Genomic DNA, 24149 nt, shown 5'->3' with positions numbered 1-24149 from the left:
CTGATCAGTAGAGCTTTGCCAGCGATTTTTTCGCAAACGGCTCGACCTCACCGATACGGCCGTCCTTCACTTTCACCAGCCACTCAGGGTCCTGCAGCAGTGCACGGCCCACGGCAATCAGTTCGAACTCGTTGTTGTTCATGCGCTCAACCAGTTCGTCGATGCCGGACTGCTCCACCGCTTCTTTCTTGCTGGCAAAGGTGCCGCTGATGAAGTCCTCGGTCAGGCCCACACTGCCCACCGACATCGTCGGCTTGCCGGACAGCTTCTGGGTCCAACCCGCCAGGTTGAGGTTCGAGCCTTCGAATTCCGGCTCCCAGAAGCGACGCGTCGAGGCGTGGAAGATATCCACACCGGCATCCACCAACGGTTTCAGAAACCGCTCCAGTTCCTCGGGTGTATTCACCAGCTTCGCTTCGTAATCCTGCTGTTTCCATTGGGAAAAACGCAGCATGATGGGGAAGTCCGGGCCTACCTGATGGCGGACTGCCTCAACGATTTCAACCACGAAGCGCAGACGGTTCTCCATACTACCGCCGTATTCATCGTCACGCTGGTTGGTGCCTTCCCACAGGAACTGATCCAGCAAATAGCCATGGGCGCCGTGAATCTCCACACCATCAAAGCCCAACGCCTTGGCATCCTGAGCTCCGTCCGCGAACGCCTTGATGACGTCGTCAATGTCGTCCTTGCTCATCGCCTTGCCGTTGGGTTTGCCCGGTGCAAACAGGCCGGACGGGCTGTAACCGGGTACGGATGGGTCCGGCTCGGTGCCTTCCTTACGTACGGCACCCACGTGCCACAGCTGGGGGAAAATGGCCCCGCCAGCCTCGTGGACCGCATCGACCACGTCCTTCCAGCCGCCGAGGGCTGTGTCCCCATGAAAGAACGGCACGTTCGGATAACCGTTGGCGCCAGGATGATTCACGGTGGTGCCCTCGGTAATCAGCAAGCCAACGCCGCCTTCAGCACGGCGGCGATAATAGTCCACCACATCCTGGCTCGGGGCATTACCCGGCGAGAAGTTGCGGGTCATCGGCGCCATCGCCACGCGGTTGCGCAGGGTCAGGTTGTGGAGTTCAAAGGGTTCAAACAAAGGGCCAAGATTCATGCTCATGATAGATCGCAACCTCATTAATCTGGTTTCTTTAAGCAACCATATTGAATCTGGTTTTAAAATGCAACCCTATTAGGTACACTCCGTACCATGGCCAGAAAACGTTTTGATGACTCCAATTGCTCCGTCGCCCGCGCCCTTAATGAGGTGGGTGACTGGTGGTCCCTGCTGGTGGTGCTGCACGCGATGTATGGCATCCGCCGCTTTGTGGATTTCCAACAAGAGCTGGGTATTGCCCGCAACATTCTCTGCGACCGGTTGGCGAGGCTGGTAGACAACGAGGTATTGAAGAAGGTGGATGTGGGCGAGCACGGCTCACGATTCGAGTATCGGCTGACCGAAAAAGGCCGCGACCTGTTTCCGATTGTGATCGCCCTTCGCCAGTGGGGCGACAAATGGAATCCGGCGCCAGATCAGACCCCACTGGACCTTCGGGACCGGGAAACCGGGCGTGCCATTTTGCCGGTTGAAGTTCAGGATGCCGACGGCAAACCCCTCACCGTACGTGATGTGTTTGTGCCGGAAGGCTCCGACACCGGCATCGAGAAAAAGACACCGGACGGCAAAAAGTCAGCCTGAGCCAATCGCCAGAACGGGGCCCTGGAGCCCCGTTTTCTATGGAGTAGGCAGGATTACGCGTTTTCGCGTTGGGGTGAGCGCCTTGCCTGACCGCCGTTGCCATTCTGACTACGGCCACCGCTACGACCACCCGGCTTGCCACCAAAGCTGCGGCCATTGCCGCCTGGCTTGCCATTGCCACCACCTTTACCGCCCCGACCACGGGCCCGGCTCGGATCTGCCTTGGCTTTTGGCTTCAGCGGCAAATTGTTGGTGGGTTCAAACCCCTCAACAGACTTTCGCGGCAACTGCTTCTTGATCAGCCTCTCAATACCGGCCAGCATCTTGCCCTCATCGGCGCTGACCAGCGACAGTGCGTGGCCACTTTCACCGGCACGACCGGTACGGCCAATACGGTGAACGTAGTCTTCAGGCACGTTCGGCAATTCGAAGTTCACCACCTGGGGCAGCTGTTTGATGTCCAGGCCGCGGGCCGCGATGTCGGTTGCAACCAGCACGCGCACTTCACCCTGTTTGAAATCGGCCAGGGCGCGGGTACGAGCACCCTGTGACTTGTTGCCATGGATCGCAGCAGCGGTAATGCCGTCACGCTCCAGCTTCTGGGTCAGGCGGTTGGCGCCGTGTTTGGTGCGGGTGAACACCAGCACCTGCTCCCAGCCATTGTCCCGCACCAATTTACTCAACAGGGCGGTTTTCTGGCTCTGATCGACCGGGTAGACGGATTGCTTGATGCTTTCCGCAGCGGTGTTGCGGGCTGCCACTTCCACCTGCACCGGGTTATCCAGCAGGCCTTCGGCCAGGGTGCGGATCTCGTTGGAGAAGGTGGCGGAGAACAACAGGTTCTGGCGCTTGGCGGGCAACAGCGCAAGAATCTTGCGAATGTCGCGGATAAAGCCCATGTCCAGCATGCGGTCGGCTTCGTCCAGCACCAAAATTTCCACTTCGTTGAAGCGAACCGCGTTCTGCTGATACAGGTCCATCAGACGGCCAGGGGTCGCCACCAGCACGTCCAGACCTTTGCGCAGCTTCATCATCTGCGGATTAATTTTTACGCCACCAAAAACCACGGCAGACTTGGTAGGCATGTATCGGCTGTAAAGGGCCACACTGTCGTGCACCTGGGCCGCCAGCTCGCGGGTGGGCGCCAGAATTAGTACACGCGGGCCTTTGCCGGTGCGGGGATTTTCCGCCAGGCGTTGCAGCAATGGCAGGGTAAACCCTGCGGTTTTACCGGTGCCCGTCTGGGCAGCCGCCATCACGTCTCTGCCGGATAAAACAGCGGGAATAGCCTTGGCCTGGATGGGGGATGGTGTTTCGTAACCCTGGTCGGCTGTGGCACGGACCAGTTGCTCGGACAAACCGAGTGAAGAAAAACTCATAGTGGATCAACTCTTGATTAGTCTGCCTCCACGAACACCGTTCTCGGCGAATGCGGGCAGATGCCATGAAGATTCATGGAGTAAAAGACGACTACGGCCACACACCGTTAACGGGGTGACGTCCTCTGACAGGTCGTATGGATGGTTCGCACGGGCTTGAAGCCTTGAATTGCGGAAATCCCTAGAGGCAGGATGCTGGGCACACTAACAGAGTGATCCGGGAATAGCTATAAGGAACTTTCCCGGGCAGGAGTCTTTAACGCGGCTCCCGGTCGGGGATAACCCTGCCGGCTCAGGCAGGGTTATCGGTCCGTCGTTAACGATTAACGCACACCGTCCCGGCGTAACGCAGCCGGCGTGTATTCGCGGGAGCGACGTCCGGTGCCGTACTGGTATGGCTCATCTTCCTCGTTGGTCAGCCCCATCACCAGATAGCGCCCTGACAACAGGTCATACAGGGTTTCAAAGGCATAGGCTGGAATATTGGCATCGTAGATCTGCATCGCGTGCGCTTCGGCCACACGCCACAGGTTGCCACGTCCGTCGTAGTGGTCCACTGCTGCGATCTGCCAGGTATCCTCATCAATGTAGAAGTCCCGCTTGCCGTACACATGCCGCTCACCGTCCTTGAGTGTCGCAGTGACATGCCAGACCCGGTGCAGCTCGTAACGTGTGAGGCCCTGGTCGACATGACCGGGCTTTATGATGTCGCCATAGCTCAGGTTCTCGTCGGTCAAACGATAGGAGTTGTACGGAATGTACAGTTCTTTCTTGCCTTTGAGCTCCCAGTTGTAGCGGTCTGGCGCGCCATTGTAGAGATCCAGGTTATCCGACGTACGCTGACCATCCGCTGCGGTACCCGGCCCGTCGTATGCAACATTGGGTGCGCGGCGAACACGACGCTGCCCGGAGTTATACAGCCACGCGCGACGGGGCTCCTTAACCTGGTTGATGGTCTCGTGCACCAACAGTACGTTGCCGGCAAGTCGCGACGGTGCAGTGATGGCCTGCTTGAAATAGAACATCACGTTGGGATCTTCGCTCGGGTCGAAGTCTTCCAACGCCACCCGCTCGGTAAACGATTCGGTGAACCTGACCGGGCTGAAATCGCCGTTTGGCTGCGGTGTTACCTGCGCCACGTTGCGGGTAAAGGAACCACCGCGGTAGCGGGTAATATGGTTGAAGATCACCTCAAGACCATTTTGGGGCATTGGAAACGGGGTCGCTGTCTTGTAGTTCTTGAGGCCGTTGCCGCTTTCCACCAACTCTACTTCGGTCGCGTTGGCCTTGGTTTTCTCCAGCACCTCGGCAGGGTAGGTCGCCGTTCTCCGGGTCTGGTAGACCGGCATGAAATAATCGTCGTACGTCTTGATCATTGCAATCTGGCCAGGCGTCAGGTTGTCCGCGTACTGGTCAACGTTGCTCTGATCGATACGAAACAGCTCTTTGTCATTGGGAAACGGGTCCACGTATCGGCCATTGCCCTGGTACGCACCCGGCGCCTGAAGCAGCCCGCCGTCCCAGGCAGGAATTTCATCGCCGTTACCGGACTTGTCGGCGCCCATCGGCGTGAGTGTGTCTCCCAGCTTGGCAGCCTCCTGGGCCGACACCGCTGCGCCGGCTGACGCGGAATACAGCATCGAGCACGCTAATGCACTGTAAAGCAGGTTCTTTCGGTTCATCATGGCTTACTCCTCGGTTTTCAGACAATGGTTCAAAATGAATAGGACACTGAGGCCGACACGAAATCCCGGTCATTGATGACGTTGTAATCACCCCCGAAATAGTTGGTGTAACTCAGGTTGGCTTTGTAGGCGTTTTGATAGGTGGCTTCGACGGCCAGGCCCAGTGACTTGTTGCCTTCCTGGAAGTTGCCACCGGGATCTGGTGCGTAGCCCTTGACGTCGTGAGAGAAAAAGAGTCGGGGGCGCAAGTTGACGCCGGCGACGGCATCCGGATAGTCCCAGACAAACAACGTGCGATAGCCCCAGGAGAAGGACGTGGTAAACCCATCACCTCCACAGTTACTGGCATTGATATTCAACCGCGGGTCACTATCTGTGCCCTGGCTGCAGTAATCACCGGTAAAGCTGTCGCCTTCCAGCGGCACCGGCCCCACACCGTAGATACCCGACCGCCCGTAGCGGGCTTCCGAGGTGCTGGGCAGATCATGGATATAGGTGGCACCGACCTCACCTACAATAATGAAGCGGGCCGCACCCATTACCCGGTCGATAAAGTGAATAAAGGTCGCCTGGGCCTGGGAAACGTTGTAACGGTCATAGCCGTCAACCGCTTTGCCGGCGTAGTTGAAGTTGGGGTCCTTCTCACGCTGGCGCTGCTCCAGTTTACTCACCACCTGTCCATCCGGACCACGCTGTTGCAGGCCTCCGTATATCAGCTCAAACGTGTTCCACTGGATGGGAAGGTTTGGCCGGAAGCTGTACTCCGCCCCCAATGAAGTGCCCGTTGGCAACGTGGTATTGATACTGATGCCATAGAGATCAATGTCTTCCGGATACTCGATGAAATAACTGGGAAACCTGGAGTTAGGCAGGTTGGGGTCGCTTTTCTGGTTTGCCGATGGGTCCGAGGGGTTGTTGACCACACCGCTGATGTACGGAAGACGGCTGTGATAACGGGTGTAGTAGAACCCCAGCTCGGCCCCCAGGTCGGTCAGATACCAACGCAACGCGGCACCGAACTGATCCTTGTCCCCGGGCTCACGGTCGCCCAGGCGCGGAGACACGAATCCCTCTTCCAGCGCCTGGGAATCAGGCACCTGGCCCGCCAGCAGTACCGGGCCACAGCCATCGGCCGCCACGTCGGCGGAGGAGAAATAGGTGCCACAGTCGTCAATCCTGAAGCTTTCCCAGTCGGTCTGAACAAACGCCTCCATGGTGATTTCAGGCGTCAGGCCAACGGACGTATACAACATCTCGACGGGCAGGAGCACGTCTTTCAGCTCCGCACCCGGTGCCCGAAACGCAGGAACGTCGATCGGATTGACCGCGTTGATACCACCCAGGATGAACGTGCTTTCGCCCCAGTTCACCACTTGGCGGCCGTAACGGATCGACACCGGCGTATCGCCGAAGTACCAGTCCGTGAACACATAGGCGTCGAGAAGATCCACACCGGAGGCGTTATCTTTAGCCTCATCATTAAGTTCACGTCGCTGGCCGACCGGGTCCTTGGCGCGACGGTTGTCCTTCAGTTCGTGGTCGTAATAATAGGTGCCTCGCACCAGCGCCCCGACCCGTGTCAGCGTGTCACTGTCGGGGGTGTAGTCCAGGAAAAGTTCACTACGGCCACGCAGGATCTGGGAATACGGCTCGTTCTTTTCAAAGTTCAGGTTGCCGTCGTCGAAGTTGTTGGACGAGGCGCCCGTGTTACTGAATGCGAATTCCGGGCCCAGGTTGCCCTGGGAGATCAGATCTTTGTCCTGATCTTCCAACCGATAGGCAATCCCCGCCGTCAGTGTCGTTGAGAGCGAGGCGTCGATCTCATAGATGTCAAAATCGAATGCCATCGCCGGGGCTGTGGATACGATTGCGCCGATAGCCAGCGCCAGGCGTTTACGGTCTCGGTTTGTTGTTGTCATTGGTCTGTAGCTCCAGTTTTTCAGGCAAAGCTTCCCCATTGATGGAGAGAATCGCCATCGACATACACGTGTTTATCGGGAACGGGCGCTCCGGGATCTCCGGAGCGCGGGTTGTCTGGCCGTCGGGTTTCTAGATCAGGCCGCCACCAATCAGTCCGCCGTCACCCCCACCATCTCCGCCGCCGTCCGGCTCGCTGCCGGGATCGGTGTTGCCCTCAGCAGAGCAGTCCGTACCTGAGGTATCGGCATCCTGTACGACACAGGGGTTACTGACAGACACGGTGCCATCGCTGAACAGCTCCAGCATCTGCGCGATCATCTCGTCGAAAACCGCACGTGAAGAAAAGGCATCCGCCGCTTTCTGACCGGCAGACACGGGGTTGCCATGTGACCCCTCCAGATAGCGGGTTATGGCTGGGAGGCCACTTGCCAGCGGCGTTGACTCAGCGCCCATACCCGCCGCCAGGGGATCCGTGCCCGCCAGGGGTGCGCGCTCACTACTGATCACGAAACCGGTTTCCGGAACCGTGGTTTCAAGGGGCCCCATGGCGTAAAGCAGATCATCGGCGGCATTGGGAATCGTGTCGTCGGTGGGGCGCTCGGGATCACCATCAACACCAGCGATTTCAGTCAGCAACGTGCTGGTGTTCTGATAAAAGCCGGCATAGGCGACAGGGTCTGCCGAATCCAGCAGCGACTGGAACACATTGAAGTAGATGTTGAGCTCTGTACGTCCCTGCGCCAGCACACCATCGGAGGCGGAGTCCAGTACAGGCAGGAGCTGTGGCGCCAGAGACTGGGAGTTTTCGAACAGGCGGGTGAACTGACCGCCGGTGTTCAGCAGGTTCGAGGCCAGAACCGGGCTGAGACTGGTATTGCCTGCCGCACTGGCCGCGTTGTTAACCGGTGGGAAGGCCGCACCGCCCATGCCACTGAGCGAGTGGCTCAGGAAATAGACCCGGCTCGGATCAATGCTCAGGCCCTGGGCACAATCGCCGGCGGCCTGACACGCATTGATGGCGTCCTCGATCGCCTGCAACGAGGCGTTCACGTTAAGCAGGTCAAGGGCGCCCTGGCGCATGTTGTCACGGGTGTTGGCGTAGTTGGTGAAATTCAGGTACAGACTTCCCGATTCGGGCTCCTGCAGCTCACCCGCCGGTACCGGATTAAGGTCCTCGTCAGCGGCGAAGCCAAAGTGACGCTCGACGGCATCCGCCGAAGCACCATCCTGAGTGGTGATGGGATTAAGGCCAACCACGCCTTCTCCGAAAATACCGTGCAGCGGCTGGTCGATACCGATGGTGACGAAGCAGTCAAAGGTATTGCCAGGGTCTGCGCAGGATAATCCGGCGGCTGTTGCCAGAGGGAGGATCGCCGAACGGTCGGTGGTCACGGCATGCTGATAGATGATCACCGGAAAGCCATTTGCCGGAGTCTGCGGGGCAATCAAAGCCTGGTTGGTGTCGGGCGCGGCGACCACAATGGGAACCGTTGTTTCACCGGACTTTTCAGCAAACGGGAAGCGGTAGGTCACGCGGTTTGAGGGCGCCTGATCGAGTGACTCCTCGGCACTGAAGTCCGCCGGGAGCCAACTGGCTGAGCGTATGGCTGAGCCTTCGGTTTCTTCCGGCAGGCCCTGGAAATACGGCAGGGTAATCTCGCCCTCATAGACATGGATATTAAGAGGAGTGCCCTGAACTTCCTGAGCCAGCGCCGGATTTATCTCACCACCGTCGCGCTGGTTGAACATTCTTACCGGTCGCGGCTTCGGCGCATCAATAATGCTGTCAGCGGCCGTTGCAAGCGCTTGCGCGCCACCCTCGTTGTCGTCAACAGTGTCGACGGCCAATGCTGTGGCGGCCTGCAGAACATAGGCGACTCGGCGGTCCTCCTGATCATTGCTGACAAGGTCCTGATACTGCACGACCATACCGGCATCCCGAGCCTCCGTGAGCAGGCCGGCGAGCTCGGCGTCGTAGAGGCGGAAATTGGTGTCCGTCAGCGTTGTATAGATTTCATCGTTGATGTTCTGCTGTTCCGCTGTCGCGGCTCCCTCCAGCGGCTGTTGGGTGAGGTTGTAGAATCCGGAGATCAACTGCCGGAGCCCTTCCTGCCGGGCAGCAATACCCAGGCTGTTGCGGAAGAACGTCACAGGGGCTGTGTTTGCCAGCAGCACGTCGTCTACCGCCGTTGTGGTGATCGTTGTGGAAAACACAACGTCGTCAAACGTCTTTGGGAATCCAGCGACGGAAAATGCCTGCTTGAACTCAAAGTAATCGGAGGCGAGTCGGCGGGCAGGCAGCAACGCCTCACGGAACGGTTCGAACGCAGCATTGGAAAGCACCGCTTCCGGGTCCGCCACCGTCTGGTAGGTCGGCGCACCCACAAGCGGGTCGCCGTTGGTGTCCACAATGTCATCGGTGATGGCCACGGCGTACCGGGTTTTCTCAGCCAGTGGCTTGGCCGGCAAAATCCGGATCATATTGTTCTGGCCACCATCGATATCCAGCAGCTCAACCCTGAGCCTGTCCTCAACCAGCGTATCGAAAATCGCATCCGCTTCGGCGGTATTGCCGCTTTCCTCTAGCGCCAGGGCCCGCCGGTACTGAATCGCCGGCGAAATTCCAGCGACCTCTCCAGAGGCCTGACGAAGGCTGTCGCCACCGGCGTATTCCAGGGGAATCAGGAACACATTCTGATCCGGGTTGGGGACAACCTCGCCCTCCACGGAGACAAAGTCACGTGCATCCAGTGTCTGCTGGCTGTCGAGGCTGCCGCTGATCTTGATATCAACGGGTGCCAGTACTGAATTTCCATCGAGAAAGCCAATGCCCGTCGTCACTGGATTGGCCGGATCACTGCCGTTCAGCATAGTGCCGTCGTCGACGTCACTGAGGTAGAAAAGGGCATCGCTTGGAATCGGGAACTGGGTCGTCAGCGGATCGAATAACGGATGGGTTCCCCGCTCCACTCGTGGATTGGTAATCGTGTAATCGGGGTCCGCGTTTTTTGTTGTCTGGCTGCTGCTTTCGAAACAACCCGTCAGGCTGACCGACAAAATGACCAGCGACATCAGTCGCGTTTGGCGCATGAACATACTTGTTTACCTCTGTACGTTTTTTTGTAGTTCGAGACTCGTCCTGTGTCTTTCGGCCTAACACGGAAGTCTAATTGCGGTGGTTCCAAAAAAATTTTCCCGAATAAACGAGAAATCGCAAAAGGAAGGCCTAACTGGTTCTTGTAGCGAGAAATTTGTCTCGAACAAAAGGCAACAATGATGGTATGTTCAGAAACTGACATCCGAACACCTACAAGAATGGCCTGAGGACGGCACCCGCCAAACTGTGCCAACCACAGACCGAGGGAATCAGATTGGCTTTGCTCCCATTTCGTTCGTCGTCGTCAAAGCGATTTGACCGGCTGATTCTGCCTTATATGAAAGGCATGTATATTTTCGCCTACCGCCTGACTGGCCAGAAACAGGACGCAGAGGATCTGGTGCAGGATGTCGTGGTCAAGCTGTACCCCAAGCTGGACGAACTGGAAAACGTGCAGCAACCCCAGCCATGGCTCAACCGTGTGTTGTACCGGCATTTTGTGGATCTCACCCGCAAACAATCCAGCCAAAGAGAAATCAGCGTCAGCACACTGGTCGCCGCGGAAAGCCAGACCGCCTTTATCGAATCCCTCGGCGAGGCCAGTCCGGATGCGTCCGCCGGTATCGACCAAACGCGCATTGGCGATACCGTCAAGCGGTTACTGAATACCCTGCCACCAGATCAACGAACCCTGTTACTGCTTCACGACGCGGATGGCTGGCGCCAGGAGGACATCGCGATGGTTCTGGATGTGCCTGTCGGTACGATAAAGTCACGCCTGCATCGCAGCAGGGCGTTTATGCGAGAACGGCTGAAAAAACAAATGGAACCTTTCGAAAAGCAACAACGTGAAGGGTGAAGAGGTGAATGCCATGACGTGTCGTCAGTTCCATCGGGAGGTCGACAGCCTGGTTCGCGGCGATCTTCCGCCGCATGAACAGGAAGCACTCCAAGCTCATGCATCGACGTGTGTCAGTTGCTCAGAACTCTGGGAGGATGAACAGCGCCTGCAAGAAGGCATCATGGCCCAGACCGTTCCAGAACCCGACGACGATTTCGAGTCCCGCGTTCGTGCAATGGCATTGGCTGGCGAGACACCCCGGAATTCCATGTTACGCAAAACGTCTCTCTGGGCTTCATCCATTGCCGCCGTGCTGGCTCTCGGCATCTTTATCGGCATGCAGGTTGGCCCGGTAGATACCGGAATGCCCGACAGCGACATCGCGGACGCTTCCGGGCAGGCAGCAACAGACTCCGTTTCCGAACCAGGAAGTGGAACGGAACTGAAAACCGTCAGGCTGGCGTTCAATTCCCGCAAGGCGATGAACAACGTAACCCTGACCCTGGAACTACCGCCCAACGCAGAACTGGCACCTTTTCCGGGACGCCAGACCATCAGCTGGACGGTGGATCTCAAGCAAGGCGATAACGTACTGGCGTTGCCCATCAACGTACTGTTCCCGGGTTCCGGCAAACTGGTCGCACACCTGGACGATGGAACCCGGCGCAAAACGTTCAGCACCGCGATTCCAGGAAACACGGAGCCCTCATCATGAAACGATATATCCAAATACGCTGGCTTGCTCCGGCCATACTCGGACTTCTGCTTGCAACGCCGGCCCTGTCCTGGGCTCAGGACGATCTTGATGTGACCATGAGAATGGTCGCGGACGATCAGGAACTGGACGACTCCTTTGTGCAACAACTTGAGCTTCCGGAGTCCGTGGACGAGCCCACCGGCACAAACGGGTTCGGTGATATGCAGACGGATTCGGGCGACTTCGCTGCCGATACCCGGGAAGACATGCTGGAAATTGAGAGCACTCTCTCCGAACAGTCACGGGAGTCTCGTGACGCGCTCGGCGTCGAGCTGCCCGGCGAGATCATTCAAAACGAACCAGAACTGGATCTGCCGGGTATCGAGGACCCTGAACTGGACCTGCCAGGCACCGGTGATACGGATCTTGACCTGCTGAACGACAATGGCCTGAACCTAGAGGAGACCGGACAGCAGTAGATTAGATACAGGCATCACACCTGATCCCTTCAGGACTGGCGCTCGCCCGTCCAATGGCTGTTATACTCTGAGTCCGAGTTCAGACTATTCCGGAGAGAGTATTTGCGCCGTCTTCTGACCATCGCACTGATGTTGTGTCTCGCGCTGTCAACTGCCCATGCTCAGGAGGAGACATCCGAGGCCAAAGCGCTCTTCCGTGCGGGCATCCAGGCTTTCAAGGCCGGAGACATGGATGAAGCTCGCCGCTTACTTGAGTCCGCCGTCTCGAAGGGGTTGAGCTCCCGCTCACTCAATTACAACCTGGGGGTTGTCTATTACAAACTCGGGCTTTACGAGGACGCAGAGCAAACCTTCCGGACCCTTATCCCCACCCGTCAGAAAGCGCTTGCCTACTACAACATCGGGCTGACCGCCCTGGCCCGTGAAAATCAGGACGCCGCAACAGAAGCGTTCCAGAACGTGCTTGCGTCCGATCCTGACGACAACCTGATATCGCTCGCCACCCGTCAACTTGAACGCCTCGAGCCAACAATGCACACGGCGTCAACCCGAAAACGCTGGGCGGGCCTGATTTCCGTCGGTGGTGGCTATGAAGACAACGTTGCGTTGTTTCCGGATACCGCGCCCAAAAAGCTCGACAGCGGCTTTGTGGAAACCCTGGCGGCTGCCTCTTATTACCTCTATGGCGACGCTTCGGCGGGACTGCGTTCGGACATCAAGTTCTATTCGCGCCAGTACCCTTCCGAACACACGTTTGACCTGCAGGTGATCCAGGCGGGTGCAAAATGGATTCAGAAAACCGCACCGGGAGTGATCAGCGTCGGCCTTGGCGGCGACTATATCTGGCGGGACCGGCGATCAAGAGAACGTCGCGCTCGCCTGATGGCCGGCATAACCACCCTCGATTGCCCGGGCCCCGGCGCGAGATGTCTGGTCAGGGCAGAGGCCACCCAGATCTTTCCGTTGCCTGGATTCGAGGCCTATCGGGGCCAGATGTACCGGCTTGATGCCCATTACCGTCTCCGGCCCGGGAACTGGACAGCGGAACTCAAGTACCGGGCTGACTACAATGACCGGGACAATCTGGATACCGGAGACGAGTTCTTCAGTGTGTCGCCCGAACGACATGGCCTTGATGCGGACATTGCGTACGATCTGACCGACCACCTGAGTATTGAAGCCGGGGCCGGCTTTCGCTTCAGTTACTATCGCACGCCACACCAGTTGATTGTTCCCGTGGGCAGACAAACAATACGTCGTGAAGACAAGCGACATACTATGTCCGTTGGCACCACCTATCGTTTCTCCCGTCGAACGTCTCTCAGTCTGGATCTGGATCGTACCGACAACAACAGCAATATCGATCGCTACAGCTACGATCGCCATACCGTTACCGCCAGCCTGGCCGTCGGATTCTGACACCAGCCCAAAAGCAGACGTGAAAAACGGGAATCCGTAAACGTTATTCCGTTGCCGCTTTTGCAAAACCGGCCAGCGCCCCTCCTATTTTTTCGATGACTTGGTCACAGCCTTCAATATCGTGACGCCGCTTAAGATACTCCGGGTCGTTGTAGCCTAACCAGACAGCTCCCTCACTGTCTTCCCAGATCAGCGCTTTTTGCGGCAAATCGATGGCCACACTCTGGGCACATTGCATCAGAGGTGTCCCTACTTTCGGGTTGCCAAAAATCACCACCTCGGTTGGGCGTAATTCCAGCCCTGCCTTGCTGGCACCCTCCGTGTGGCTAATGCGGTTCATCACCGTCATACCCTTGCTCTTCAGGGTCGAGACCAGCTTGTCTGCCGTCATCGCAACGCTGTGATTGCTTTGCGTCGTTACCATCCCATCAGCACCGACCGCGGTCAGCGGCAGAATCAGCAAAACTGCAAGAATCGGGATTGTGGTCCAGACTTTCATCGTGCGTCTCCTTGGAAGGTTGAGAACTCAAGCATAGGCCAGCAAACCCAGGCCTGCACAGGCCACGCGAAATCAATGTGATACGATGCCATCAGAAGTACGTAAAAATACTTACAAAGCCATTGATACAAAATAACGAGGTCTTAATGACTCAAGCGCTGAAGGGAGCTGTGCTTCCACTGATATTCGTTTTAACTGGTTGTAGCCAGGGCGAGTCCGAGTCCACATCGACCGGAAAACCCACCGAACAACTCGCGCCGCCGCAAGAGACAGGCGTTTTGGAAGTGGCAACTCGCAACGGCGCCACCACCTACTATCTTGACCGCCACCAGAATCCCATTGGCCCGGAATTCAGCCTGGTGTCACGTTTCGCCGAAAGCAAAGGCTGGACCATCAACTGGACCATGCACGAGTCAACGGCCGAAGTTCTGCAGGCACTGGAAGCAGGCAACACACACTTGGCCGCCGCCGGGCTGACCCACCTGCCATCACGGACAGAACGATTCACACGCGGGCCCGCCCACACCGAAATCACTGAGCAATTGGTGTGTCATCGCGACATGCGCCCCATGCCCCGAAAGCCGGAAAGCATGCCGGAGGTAGGCATCACGGTCACCGCCGATTCCAGCTACGTGGAAACGCTGAGCAAACTCGCCAGCGAGCACGAAGGCATCACGTTCACCGAAGATGACAGCAGAACGACCGAAATTCTGCTTTCTGAAGTCGCTGAGCAGGACATTGACTGCACCGTCGCCGACTCCAACATTGTTCAGGTTATGCGCCGCCACTTCCCCCACCTGGAAGTGGCCATGAACCTCACCCAGGGTAATAACCTGGGCTGGTACCTGCCAGCCGGTTCCGACGACCTGGCCGGCACAACACGGGAATGGATGAACAGCACCGACGGTGATGAAGCCATCGGCTATGTCGAGAGCCGCTATTACGCCTACATCGGTGAGTTCGATTTCGTCGATCTGCGCGCCCTCAACCGCCGGATAGATGACCGCCTTCCCGACTTTATCGATCGCTTCGCCGAAGCCGAAACCACAACCGGCATGCCGGCGGACCTGCTGGCGGCGCTGTCTTACCAGGAATCGCACTGGGATCCGGCAGCCGTATCACCCACCGGCGTTCGGGGCATCATGATGCTGACCCGGAACACCGCCGAATCCCTTGGCGTGATGGACCGCCTCGATCCGGCCGCCGCCATTGATGGTGGCGCCCGCTACCTGGCTGATCGGCATCGCCGGTTACCCGAAACCATTCCTGAGCCAGACCGCACCTTCCTCGCCCTGGCCAGCTACAACATTGGCCGTGGTCACCTGTTGGATGCCCGCCAACTCGCGCGTGAATTGGGCAAAAACCCCGATTCCTGGGACGACATGAAAGAGGTCCTGCCTCTGAAAGCCGACAAACGCTACTACCCAAGTACCCGCTACGGCTACGCCCGTGGCTACGAACCGGTACACTATGTACAGCGCATCCGGAACTACCGTGATGTGATCAGCTCAGCGTTTGATTAACTTTCTGACAAAACGGACTTACCCATGAAACGATGGATCTCACTGCTTGCCCTGCCGCTCCTGCTGCTGCTTGCCAGTCAGGCGGCGGGGCAACCGGAGCCGATCAAAGTCGGCATTACCACTGTCCCGCCCTTTGTCATGGAAACAGACAGCGGTGAATGGGAAGGCATCAGTATCGACCTGTGGCGCCAGGTTGCCGATGGCCTGGACCAGGAATACACCTTCGTTCCCCTGGCCTTCAGTGATCTGCTGACGCAGGTCGAAAGCGGGCAGGTAGACGTGGCGGTGGGCGCCCTCACCATGACGGCCGAACGGGAAGCGGCCTTCGACTTCACTCATCCCTTCTACCAGACAGGCCTGTCCATCGCCGTACCTCCGGCACCGGAGCAGGGGCTGCTCGCCAGCCTTCGCGCGCTGATCAGTTGGCAGTTTATGAGCGTGGTTATCGCCCTGGGTGGCTTGCTGCTGGCGGTTGGATTCGTGCTTTGGCTGTTTGAGCGTCGGCGCAATCCGGAGCAGTTCGGCGGCACCGCGGTACAGGGAATAGGAGCGAGCTTCTGGTGGGCGGCTGTGACAATGACCACCGTTGGTTATGGTGACAAGGCTCCGGTGTCGCTGGCGGGCCGAATGGTTGCGTTGGTGTGGATGTTTGCCGGGTTGATCATGGTGGCGAGCTTTACCGCAGCGATTACCTCATCGCTCACCGTCAGCAACCTGCAATATCAGATTCAGGGCCCCGACGACCTCAACCGCGCCAATGTAGCGACCATCGCGAATACCGCCAGCGAGCAGTATCTGCAAGATCAGCGCATTCGGCACCAACTCTACCCCGACCTGACCAGCGCCATGCTCTCAGTCGCCAATGGTGAAACCGATGCTGTGGTCTACGACAGGGCCCTGCTGCAATACCGCAACCTGCAACTGGGGGATAAGAGGTTGACCCTGCTGCCCGGAGTTTTCCAGCAGCAACTCTATGGGTTGGCCCTGCCTTCAGGAAGCTCACTACGTGGGCCTGTGTCCGAGCAGATTCTTGAAGCCACGGAATCATCAGGCTGGAAGGACATTGTGCGGCGCTACCTGGGCCGCGATTAGTCCTGAAGACGGCCCGAGGCGTCAATAGACCTTGGCACACCCCTCGGGCCGGGTTTTGAAGCGCTTGTGCAGCCAGAGATACTGGTCCGGCTGTTCACGAACGGTGTCTTCGATGTAACGGCTCCAGGTTTCCGTATCACTCTGTTTGCAAACACCAAATCCCTCCTGGATTGGCGAGAAAATCACCCGGTAGCGACCATCAGGCATCCGCAGATGGCTCACACAGATGACTGAGGCACCGGACACTCGAGCAATGTAGCTGGGTGAGGTAATACACCCGGCCTCGGTGCCAAAAAACGGCACAAACAGCTCGGATTTCTTGCCAAAGTCCTGATCGCAGGCAAACCAGACTTCCCCGCCTTTTTTGAGGAACGACACCAGCGGCCTCAATTCGCGCTTGGTAAACGGGCGGATACCGAAGTGACGCCGGCGACCGTTTTCAATCATCCGATCAATCACCGGATTATTGTTGGGGCGATACATATACCCCGGCTTTTTCAGATGACAGGCAATCAGCGGAAGCGCAAAATCGAAAATACTGTAGTGGCCGCCAATTAACAGCACACCTTTATCCCTGGCCTGGGCTTCTCGCAGGTGCTCCAGCCCCTGCACCTCGGCGTCCTCGCAAAAACCCGACATATCCCGCCACCAGGCGTGGATACTCTCCAGGAAACCACGGGTACAAGCCACAAAGTTCTCCTGCACCAGTTGCTCACGGGCGGCGGCGTCAAGCTCCGGAAAACAGGTCGCTATATTGGTATTGGCCACTTTGGCCCGGGATCTCAGCTTACCTTCCAGAAAACAGCCCAGCCGCCGGCCAAAACGCTGTTTGGCCGACATTGGCAGCAGGGCAAGCAGATAAAGCGTGAAAACCAGAAGCCACGAAGGCCAGAGAACCGGGTGCCACAACGGCATATTTTTCTTGTTTTTACGGCCGGACATACATCATTGCCTGTTCGAAACGGGCAATGAGACTGCCATATTTTGCGGCAGTTTTGTAGTTGCATTCATCAATGATTGAGCTGTGTCACACCGTCAAGAGCCAAACAGCGCTGAACGCAATGGCCTCATGAACCCACGTCTCGGCTTGGTTTTCTGGACCGGCCGGCGACCATCGAACTCCAGGTAACCATCCTCGATAGGATCAAACCTGAGAGTTTTCACATCCTCCAGGTAATTCTGGCTGACCTTCCAGGGCCCATGGGTTCCCTGCCTCGGCAACTTGTCGTCGGCCCGGCGGATATAACCGGAATCCAGGCCGCCCATCATGGTGTCTTCGGCGCGGCTGTTGCCGGTATCACGGGGTACACAGACGCTCTGCCCCTTGCTGTCCATATGATTGAACAGTCGGCACAGGTACTCAGCCGCGATATCGGCTTTGAGGGTCCAGGAGATGTTGGTGTACCCGAAAATCATGCCGGCGTTGGGTATACCCTCCACCATCACGTTCTTGTAGATCACTTTGTCCCGTAGCGTGACTGGCTGACCGTCCACCGACAGGTCCATTCCGCCCAGCATCTGGATATCCAGCCCAGTCGCCGGAATGATGATGTCGGCCTCCAGTTCCTTGCCGGATTTCAGCAGAATGCCGTTCTCGGTGAAGCGTTCGATATGATCCGTCTCCACCGACGCCTTGCCCGCCTTGATCGACTCAAACAGATCACCATCCTTCACCACACACAGGCGCTGATCCCACGGGTTGTAGCTGGGCGAGAAATGTCGCATATCAACCTTGCCATCCAGTTGCCGGCGCACCATGGCCAGGAACAGCCGCCGCATGGCTTTGGGATTCTTGCGGGAACGATTGAACAGTAGCCGCGCAATGCTGACGTTACGGGCTCGGGTCAGCCGATAGGCAACATTGGCGGGCAGAACCTTCTGAAGGCTCTGCGCCACCGCATCCCGGGACGGCAGAGGCATCAGGTAGGTGGGTGAGCGCTGCAACATGGTTATGTGCGCGGTTTCCTCCGCCATCGTCGGCACCAGGGTGATCGCCGTGGCGCCACTGCCAATCACCACCACGCGTTTACCGGTATAGTCCAGATTCTCTGGCCAGTGCTGCGGGTGAACAATCTGCCCGCCAAAATCGGCCTCGCCAGGGAAGTCGGGCTTATAGCCGGCATCGTAGTTGTAATATCCGGTGCAGCCCACCAGAAAGCTGGCGGTAAAGGTAACGGTTTCGCCGGCGGCTTCCTTGCGGGCAGTCAGTGTCCAGCACTTGTCGGTGCCTGACCACTCAGCGGAAACAACCGCCAGGCCATACTGAATATGCTGTTCAACGTTGTTTTCCCTGGCCGTATCGTGAACGTACTGCTTGATCGACGGACCATCCGCCAGCACCTTGCCCCCGGTCCACGGGCGGAAGTTGTAGCCAAAGGTGTACATGTCGGAATCGGAACGGATGCCCGGGTAGCGGAACAGATCCCAGGTGCCGCCAAGGGACTCACGGCGCTCAATGATGGTGAAAGACTTGCCCGGGCACTCTCGCTTGAGGTGACAGGCCATGCCAATACCGGATACCCCGGCGCCGACAATCAGTACGTCTACATGTTGTTCGCTCATAACCACCCTGGCGGCCTCTGCCGTTGTTTTATCAACATTTCAGCGCGAGTCAACACGCCAACAAGGTGAGAATAGCCCAGGTAGGAAAACGCCGAAATTGGCCCCACACGATGAATTCGGCGCCGTTTCGGTCAGTTTTGTCCGCTCGTTTGAGCCTGTTGCAGAATGCCTCAGTCCGGGCGCGGCACATTGAGAATGTCGCCCAGGGTGCCGTACTCGCTGCCACCCAGCCGCGAAATCGGGTCGATGCCTTTGGCATCAATAATGTAACGCCCCTGGTCGTTAATGCTGGCAACCTGATCGTCCACAAATACCTTCTTGATATTGCCAAACACCAGCGACTGCGGGGTGTCGCCCATTTCGATAACCTCTCGCAGCTCGCAGTAAAGCGCCACCAGGCACCCTTCAACCCTGGGCATTGGCCAGCCTTCTTCCTGCACCAGCTTCATATCCAGCCGGTCCAGTTCAGACTGGCCGTGGTCCAGATGGCGGGACGACTCCGTCATGGCCTGAGCCTGATTACGGCTGCCAATGTGCACCACAAACTGCTTACGGGCCTCAATATTCACTCGCGTGTCCTTGAAGCTGCCATCGCTGGGCTTCTTGCCCACAGACACCATCAGGATCGGCGGCTTACCGGTGACCACGGTAAAGAACGAATACGGCGCCAGGTTGTAGTCATCCCCCGGATTCTGCGACAACACCCACGCCACTGGACGCGGAATTACGGTCTGGGCCAGGATGGGGTGGACGTGCTTTGCTTCGATCGACTCAAGGTCTATAAGCATTCGTGTTTCCTTCATGCAGTGAAAAGCAGGGAAAGGGGCCTACCGAATGAGCAATGTATTAGGCATGAGCCTCTCAAAGTGACACGCCGCGCTGGATAGCGCGAAACTCACAGCCGTGGCCAAGAATACACACCAATGATGCGCAGATGAATGAGATCACTGGTATTTGAGGGCAGCACTTGGGAAGCCTATAAAAGGATGCGAGAGATCTCAAGCCCTTCCCAGCGCCTGGTTCTTAGAATTGTTTGTCGCGGCCATCAACTTACCCGTCAGGCCACCTCGGCCGACACCTGAAATTGCCCAGTCAGTCTTTGCAGCTTGGTGGCTGAGGCTTGGGTGCGTTCGGAGCTGAGCATCAACTGCTCGACAACCCCATTCATGATGGCTGCACTTTCAGCCACACCCGCGGTTTGGCTACTTTGTTGATGATTGGTGTCCTCAATGCCCGAAATGGCTCGGAACAGCTTTTCCACCATGTCGTGCAGCGCCGAGTTATCGTCCGCTGCGGCCTCAACCTTGCGAAGTCGCTCCTCCATCTCCGACATGCCACCCTCCATCGTCACCACAGCCCGACGGGTTTCCTCCTGCACATTGTCCAACCGCTCGCCAATGTCTTTGGTGGCCTGGGCGGTTCGGCTAGCCAGCTGTCGGACCTCATCGGCAACCACAGCAAAGCCCCTGCCAGATTCTCCCGCACGGGCGGCCTCGATGGCGGCGTTCAACGCCAGAAGATTGGTCTGAGCCGCGATGTCATTGATCACCAGCGCCGTCTTGCTGATTTCCTCTGTGCGATCGTTGGCCGCCCGAATACATTCCGCCGAGCGATTGATAACATCCCGAATACTCTGGGTTTCCTTGCTAACCAGGGCAAACTGCTCCCGCGCCCGCTCCACCACGTTCTCCATTCCCGAGCGCATTTCCTGCGCCGTGGTAGAGGCGTTTCTGATCTCGTTTTCCTGTTCCGTGGCACCACGCACCATATCTTTGATGTGGGTCAGTACTTCACGAATCCGCTCGTCGGCCAGCTGATTCTGGTTCATCAACTGATCGCTGGCCTGTTGGGAATCCGCAGCCAGGGAGATTACCTGGCCCACCATACCATCAAGGCTGTCGATGAAACTGTTAATCCAGCGGGCCAGATCCCCGGTCTCGTCCCGGCGCATACGGGACAGGTCCATACGCTGGCGCAGGTTGCCGCCCCCTTCTGCAATGTTTCTGATCACATCCGCCATGGTGCCCAATTTTTCCGAGAGAGGTTTAGCCGAAGATACCCGAAACAGCATCACCGTGACCAAGGCGGCCAATGCATTCACGGTGCCTTCCAACCATAGGGGAACGCCACTCCAGGCGAGCCCAAAATTGATAGACCAGAGCAGCCCCATGAAGATGCTCAGGCGCGCTGACAGGCTCCAGGAGATAGAACGCCGGCGGTAGACCTCTTCGAGATCTCCCTCGCACATCATGCCCCACCGATCCGGTGAGCCAGGCATCTGAAACGTCACGCCCTTGCCGATTACCGGAATATGGCGATAATCCGAGTAGCCTGGGTACTTCACGTAGAGATTCTCGCCCCTGGCGATGGTTTCCCGAACACCGGGATGCAGTTGCCCCGTGGCGGGGTCGGTGAAGCGAATTTCGAATTCGGTGTGTTCACGTACACCCACCGTGCCGAACCCCGTGCGAATGCCATCTTTCAGGTTGTCACCGTGGCTGAACGTGGCGTCTTCGAAGCGGGACCGTGAAAGCGCAGTCCCAGTCAGGATGGTGGTATCGAACTTGCTGTCAATCATGAACAGGTAGTTGTCACCCGATTCCTCAAACACGTGCCCTGCTTCGCGCTGAATAAGGTCGCTCATCACGTCATTGGGAATACGTGCACAGATGGCCGCCTGACGCCCCTCGTTCAACGTCACGGGCTGGTAGAACATCAGAGTCACGGCATCATGGAAGCGAGAGGTCGTAGCCCCGAGAGCCAGGGTAACAGGGTCCTTGTGGGGGCCATGGAGAAAACGCGACCGGACCCCGGCCTCAACCGCTTTCTGGGGAAGGTCCCGTTTTCCGCGGCGCCCCGTTGCGGAGGACTCCAGCACGGCACCGTCCGCGTTCACCACGAAGAGTTCAGAGATCTCCCGGAGTCTGCCGGACGAGGCCTGGAGCAACTCCCTGACGCTCTCATCAGCCTGCCCGTCAAGCCGAGCTGCCAGTGTTTCTAGAAAGGACCACTTGTTATCCGCCCAGGCAATCAGAGCATCACGCCGTGTTCGGGCGATACTCTCGAAAATCTGTTCATTGGTGTCATACATATTCCTGTTCAGAAAACAGGACCAGCCCATGGCCAGCTTGCCCGTTGCGCCCCAAACCGGTAACCAGCTTCGCTCTGCACCGGTCAGTTTCATAGTTTCGCTTTTCAGGGTCATTTACGCCTCCTCCAATCCGTACACCAGGACCGCAAGGCACAATGCCGGTGCAGCCAATCCGGAACACAAGGGCTTGTAGCAAGGTTCAGGCCGAATCAACCTGATGGCGCTAGGAAACCAATTATTCCGCTGAATGCCTGGACTCGGAAGATAGAGTTGGAAATGGGAAAATCACAGAATTGCGCCCTGCGAACGCACGACGATCAATCACAGGACAAGATATGCACCGTTTTGGGGCGCTGAACGGCGGCCACACATTCTAGGCCAAGGGGTCGCCGGCGTTCGTAGTCCGCTGGGTTGAACGGGTATAAAAAAGCCCCCGAAGTGGGGGCAAACACGTGACAGTGACTGTCGGTTTGCTACAGCCTTAGTGGCTGATCATCCAGGGCCGCATGGAGGGGAACATTTTCTTCCCGTCCGCGGTGTAGAACAGCATCGACTTTCCGGGTTTTGGTGAGCCACAGCCACAGCTGCGGCTGTGCTCTGGGTCCTGCTCCCGGCGATCGGCGGTGGAGAACACCGGTTCGTGGCGGGACTTTTCGTTGCGGTCCTGGGCGGCGCGCCTGGCTGGGTCCATGTTTGCGATTTCCGGGGGCAGCACAATCACTCGTGGCGAAAGCACTTTGCAAGTGGGGCATGCCACCGGTTTTGCGCTGTCTTCCATCGTCGCCAGGGTGTTGAACAGGCCGTGTTCCCGGCATTTGTAGTCATATACGGGCATGATAACTACTCCTTGTCTTTCGACAGAGGTACGTCCATACCGCCACTGGTCATTTTCTTCGGTCCGTCTGCGGATGGGTTGATGTCAAAATCAAAGATACCTGTGGGCAGCCAAAGCGTGGCGCAGGCGTTTGGAATATCCACCACGCCACTGATGTGGCCCTCTACCGGTGCGCAACCAAGAATCGCGTAGGCCTGGGCCTTGGTGTAGCCGAACTTGGTCATGTATTCGATGGCATTCAGGCAGGCCTGGCGATAGGCCACATGCACGTCCAGGTAATGCTGGCCACCGTCTTCATCAACCGAGATCCCTTCAAAGATCACGTAATCGTCGTAACGGGGTTTGATCGGGCTGGGTTTGAACACCGGGTTCTTGATGCCGTATTTCTTAACGCCATCCTTGATCAGGTTCACCCGCAGGTGAATCCATCCAGCCATTTCGATGGCACCACAGAAGGTGATTTCACCATCGCCCTGGCTGAAGTGCAGGTCGCCAACCGACAGGCCTGCACCATCCACGTAGACCGGGAAGTAAACCTTGGAGCCGCGGGAAAGATCTTTTATATCGCAGTTACCACCATGTTCCCGGGGCGGTACGGTGCGAGCGCCCTCAGCGCCGGCCGCTCTGGCGGCGTCTCCTTTCAGCTGGCCCATGTGGGCGGTATCGCCGTTGGGCAAGGTGGCCAGTTCCGGCACCCGCTCCGGGTCTGTCGCTACCAGTCCTGCTTCACGTTTGTTCCAGGTATCCAGCAGGTCTTTAGAGGGCAGGCAACCTATCAGCCCCGGGTGAATCAGGCCGGCAAATTCCACGTTGGGAATATGGCGCGATTTGGTGAACATGCCGTTGAAATCCCAGATGCTCTTCTGGGCGTCCGGAAAGTGTTCGGTCAGGAAGCCGCCGCCGTTCTGCTTGGAGAAGAAGCCGTTGAACCCCCACTGGCTTTCTTCAAAGGTGCCGATGTCGAGAATATCCACTTCCAGCAAGTCACCCGGCTCGGCGCCTTCCACCCCGATCGGGCCAGACAGGAAGTGCACCTGGCTGAGGTCTACATCGCGCACATCGTCTGCGTTGTCGTCATTTTTGATCTGGCCACCGGTCCAGTCATAGCATTCCACGATGAAGTCATCACCGGGTTTAACGGTGGCCACCAGCGGAATATCCGGGTGCCAGCGGTTGTGGATTTTGTCGTTCTCGTAAGCCGACTTGTTCAGATCAATCTTGATAATGGTTTCAGCCATAACGGGCGCTCCTTGGTGTTGGCTTGCACAATTTGGTAACGGTTTTACTATCCGAGATCCCGCGCCCCGGAGGTATTCGCGAAATGCCCCCCACAC

At 57.7% G+C, this 24149-nt stretch carries 19 protein-coding genes; 7 read left to right on the top strand and 12 right to left on the bottom strand.

Annotation, left to right across the window (positions count from 1 at the left end; translation table 11 throughout):
• Positions 1 to 4: 4 nt before the first annotated feature.
• Positions 5 to 1117: an NADH:flavin oxidoreductase gene (locus MDG893_RS07120; RefSeq protein WP_040474384.1), complete on the bottom strand. Its 1113-nt coding sequence runs from the start codon at positions 1115 to 1117 to the stop codon at positions 5 to 7.
• Between the two features lie 90 nt (positions 1118 to 1207).
• On the opposite strand from MDG893_RS07120, the gene MDG893_RS07115 reads away from it, so the two are divergent.
• Positions 1208 to 1696, top strand: a complete 489-nt coding sequence (locus MDG893_RS07115; RefSeq protein WP_007153069.1) for a winged helix-turn-helix transcriptional regulator — start codon at positions 1208 to 1210, stop codon at positions 1694 to 1696.
• 53 nt (positions 1697 to 1749) lie between these two features.
• On the opposite strand, the gene MDG893_RS07110 is transcribed toward MDG893_RS07115, so the two are convergent.
• The 4 genes from MDG893_RS07110 to MDG893_RS07095 all read right to left on the bottom strand — a co-directional run bounded on the left by MDG893_RS07110 (position 1750) and on the right by MDG893_RS07095 (position 9776).
• Positions 1750 to 3075, bottom strand: a complete 1326-nt coding sequence (locus MDG893_RS07110) for a DEAD/DEAH box helicase (protein ID WP_007153068.1) — start codon at positions 3073 to 3075, stop codon at positions 1750 to 1752.
• A 323-nt stretch (positions 3076 to 3398) separates the two neighbouring features.
• A complete protein-coding gene (locus MDG893_RS07105) occupies positions 3399 to 4760 on the bottom strand; it encodes a DUF1329 domain-containing protein (RefSeq protein WP_007153067.1) in 1362 nt (453 codons plus the stop codon).
• A 29-nt stretch (positions 4761 to 4789) separates the two neighbouring features.
• Entirely contained in the window at positions 4790 to 6679 is a 1890-nt protein-coding gene (locus tag MDG893_RS07100) for a DUF1302 domain-containing protein (RefSeq protein WP_007153066.1), read from the bottom strand.
• A gap of 130 nt (positions 6680 to 6809) precedes the next feature.
• On the bottom strand, positions 6810 to 9776 hold the full coding sequence (locus MDG893_RS07095) for an MECDP-synthase (RefSeq protein WP_007153065.1): 2967 nt from the start codon (positions 9774 to 9776) through the stop codon (positions 6810 to 6812).
• Positions 9777 to 10057: 281 nt separating this feature from the next.
• Here MDG893_RS07095 and MDG893_RS07090 point away from each other — a divergent pair, with 281 nt between their 5' ends.
• The 4 genes from MDG893_RS07090 to MDG893_RS07075 all read left to right on the top strand — a co-directional run bounded on the left by MDG893_RS07090 (position 10058) and on the right by MDG893_RS07075 (position 13213).
• Entirely contained in the window at positions 10058 to 10636 is a 579-nt protein-coding gene (locus MDG893_RS07090) for an RNA polymerase sigma factor (protein WP_007153064.1), read from the top strand.
• Positions 10637 to 10649: 13 nt separating this feature from the next.
• Positions 10650 to 11333 carry an anti-sigma factor family protein gene (locus tag MDG893_RS07085; protein WP_040474395.1) on the top strand — a complete coding sequence of 228 codons (684 nt, stop codon included), beginning with the start codon at positions 10650 to 10652 and terminating at the stop codon, positions 11331 to 11333.
• A complete protein-coding gene (locus MDG893_RS07080; RefSeq protein ID WP_007153062.1) occupies positions 11330 to 11794 on the top strand; it encodes a hypothetical protein in 465 nt (154 codons plus the stop codon). Before MDG893_RS07085 ends, MDG893_RS07080 begins: the two co-directional genes overlap by 4 nt.
• Before the next feature lie 102 nt (positions 11795 to 11896).
• Positions 11897 to 13213: a tetratricopeptide repeat protein gene (locus MDG893_RS07075; protein WP_007153061.1), complete on the top strand. Its 1317-nt coding sequence runs from the start codon at positions 11897 to 11899 to the stop codon at positions 13211 to 13213.
• A gap of 43 nt (positions 13214 to 13256) precedes the next feature.
• Here MDG893_RS07075 and MDG893_RS07070 read toward each other — a convergent pair whose 3' ends face one another.
• A complete protein-coding gene (locus tag MDG893_RS07070) occupies positions 13257 to 13712 on the bottom strand; it encodes a DUF302 domain-containing protein (protein ID WP_007153060.1) in 456 nt (151 codons plus the stop codon).
• A gap of 146 nt (positions 13713 to 13858) precedes the next feature.
• Between MDG893_RS07070 and mltF the strand changes: the two genes are divergently transcribed.
• Both mltF and MDG893_RS07060 read left to right on the top strand, forming a co-directional pair.
• On the top strand, positions 13859 to 15235 hold the full coding sequence (gene mltF / locus MDG893_RS07065; RefSeq protein ID WP_083797672.1) for a membrane-bound lytic murein transglycosylase MltF: 1377 nt from the start codon (positions 13859 to 13861) through the stop codon (positions 15233 to 15235).
• Between the two features lie 24 nt (positions 15236 to 15259).
• A complete protein-coding gene (locus MDG893_RS07060; protein ID WP_007153058.1) occupies positions 15260 to 16327 on the top strand; it encodes a transporter substrate-binding domain-containing protein in 1068 nt (355 codons plus the stop codon).
• A 21-nt stretch (positions 16328 to 16348) separates the two neighbouring features.
• On the opposite strand, the gene MDG893_RS07055 is transcribed toward MDG893_RS07060, so the two are convergent.
• The 6 genes from MDG893_RS07055 to fmdA all read right to left on the bottom strand — a co-directional run bounded on the left by MDG893_RS07055 (position 16349) and on the right by fmdA (position 24053).
• On the bottom strand, positions 16349 to 17269 hold the full coding sequence (locus MDG893_RS07055) for a lysophospholipid acyltransferase family protein (protein WP_007153057.1): 921 nt from the start codon (positions 17267 to 17269) through the stop codon (positions 16349 to 16351).
• A gap of 93 nt (positions 17270 to 17362) precedes the next feature.
• Positions 17363 to 18889: a flavin-containing monooxygenase gene (locus tag MDG893_RS07050; RefSeq protein ID WP_007153056.1), complete on the bottom strand. Its 1527-nt coding sequence runs from the start codon at positions 18887 to 18889 to the stop codon at positions 17363 to 17365.
• Between the two features lie 170 nt (positions 18890 to 19059).
• Positions 19060 to 19677 carry a flavin reductase family protein gene (locus MDG893_RS07045; protein ID WP_007153055.1) on the bottom strand — a complete coding sequence of 206 codons (618 nt, stop codon included), beginning with the start codon at positions 19675 to 19677 and terminating at the stop codon, positions 19060 to 19062.
• Positions 19678 to 19946: 269 nt separating this feature from the next.
• Entirely contained in the window at positions 19947 to 22094 is a 2148-nt protein-coding gene (locus MDG893_RS07040; protein WP_007153054.1) for a methyl-accepting chemotaxis protein, read from the bottom strand.
• Positions 22095 to 22461: 367 nt separating this feature from the next.
• Positions 22462 to 22815, bottom strand: a complete 354-nt coding sequence (locus MDG893_RS07035; protein ID WP_007153053.1) for a zinc ribbon domain-containing protein — start codon at positions 22813 to 22815, stop codon at positions 22462 to 22464.
• Between the two features lie 5 nt (positions 22816 to 22820).
• Positions 22821 to 24053 (bottom strand): formamidase, encoded by a 1233-nt coding sequence (gene fmdA / locus MDG893_RS07030; protein ID WP_007153052.1) that lies wholly within the window; start codon positions 24051 to 24053, stop codon positions 22821 to 22823.
• Between the last annotated feature and the right edge of the window lie 96 nt (positions 24054 to 24149).

This window comes from Marinobacter algicola DG893 (assembly GCF_000170835.1).
Taxonomy (GTDB): domain Bacteria; phylum Pseudomonadota; class Gammaproteobacteria; order Pseudomonadales; family Oleiphilaceae; genus Marinobacter; species Marinobacter algicola.
Note: the sequence above shows the minus strand (reverse complement) of the source record. Positions and strands in the feature narration are given on the sequence as shown.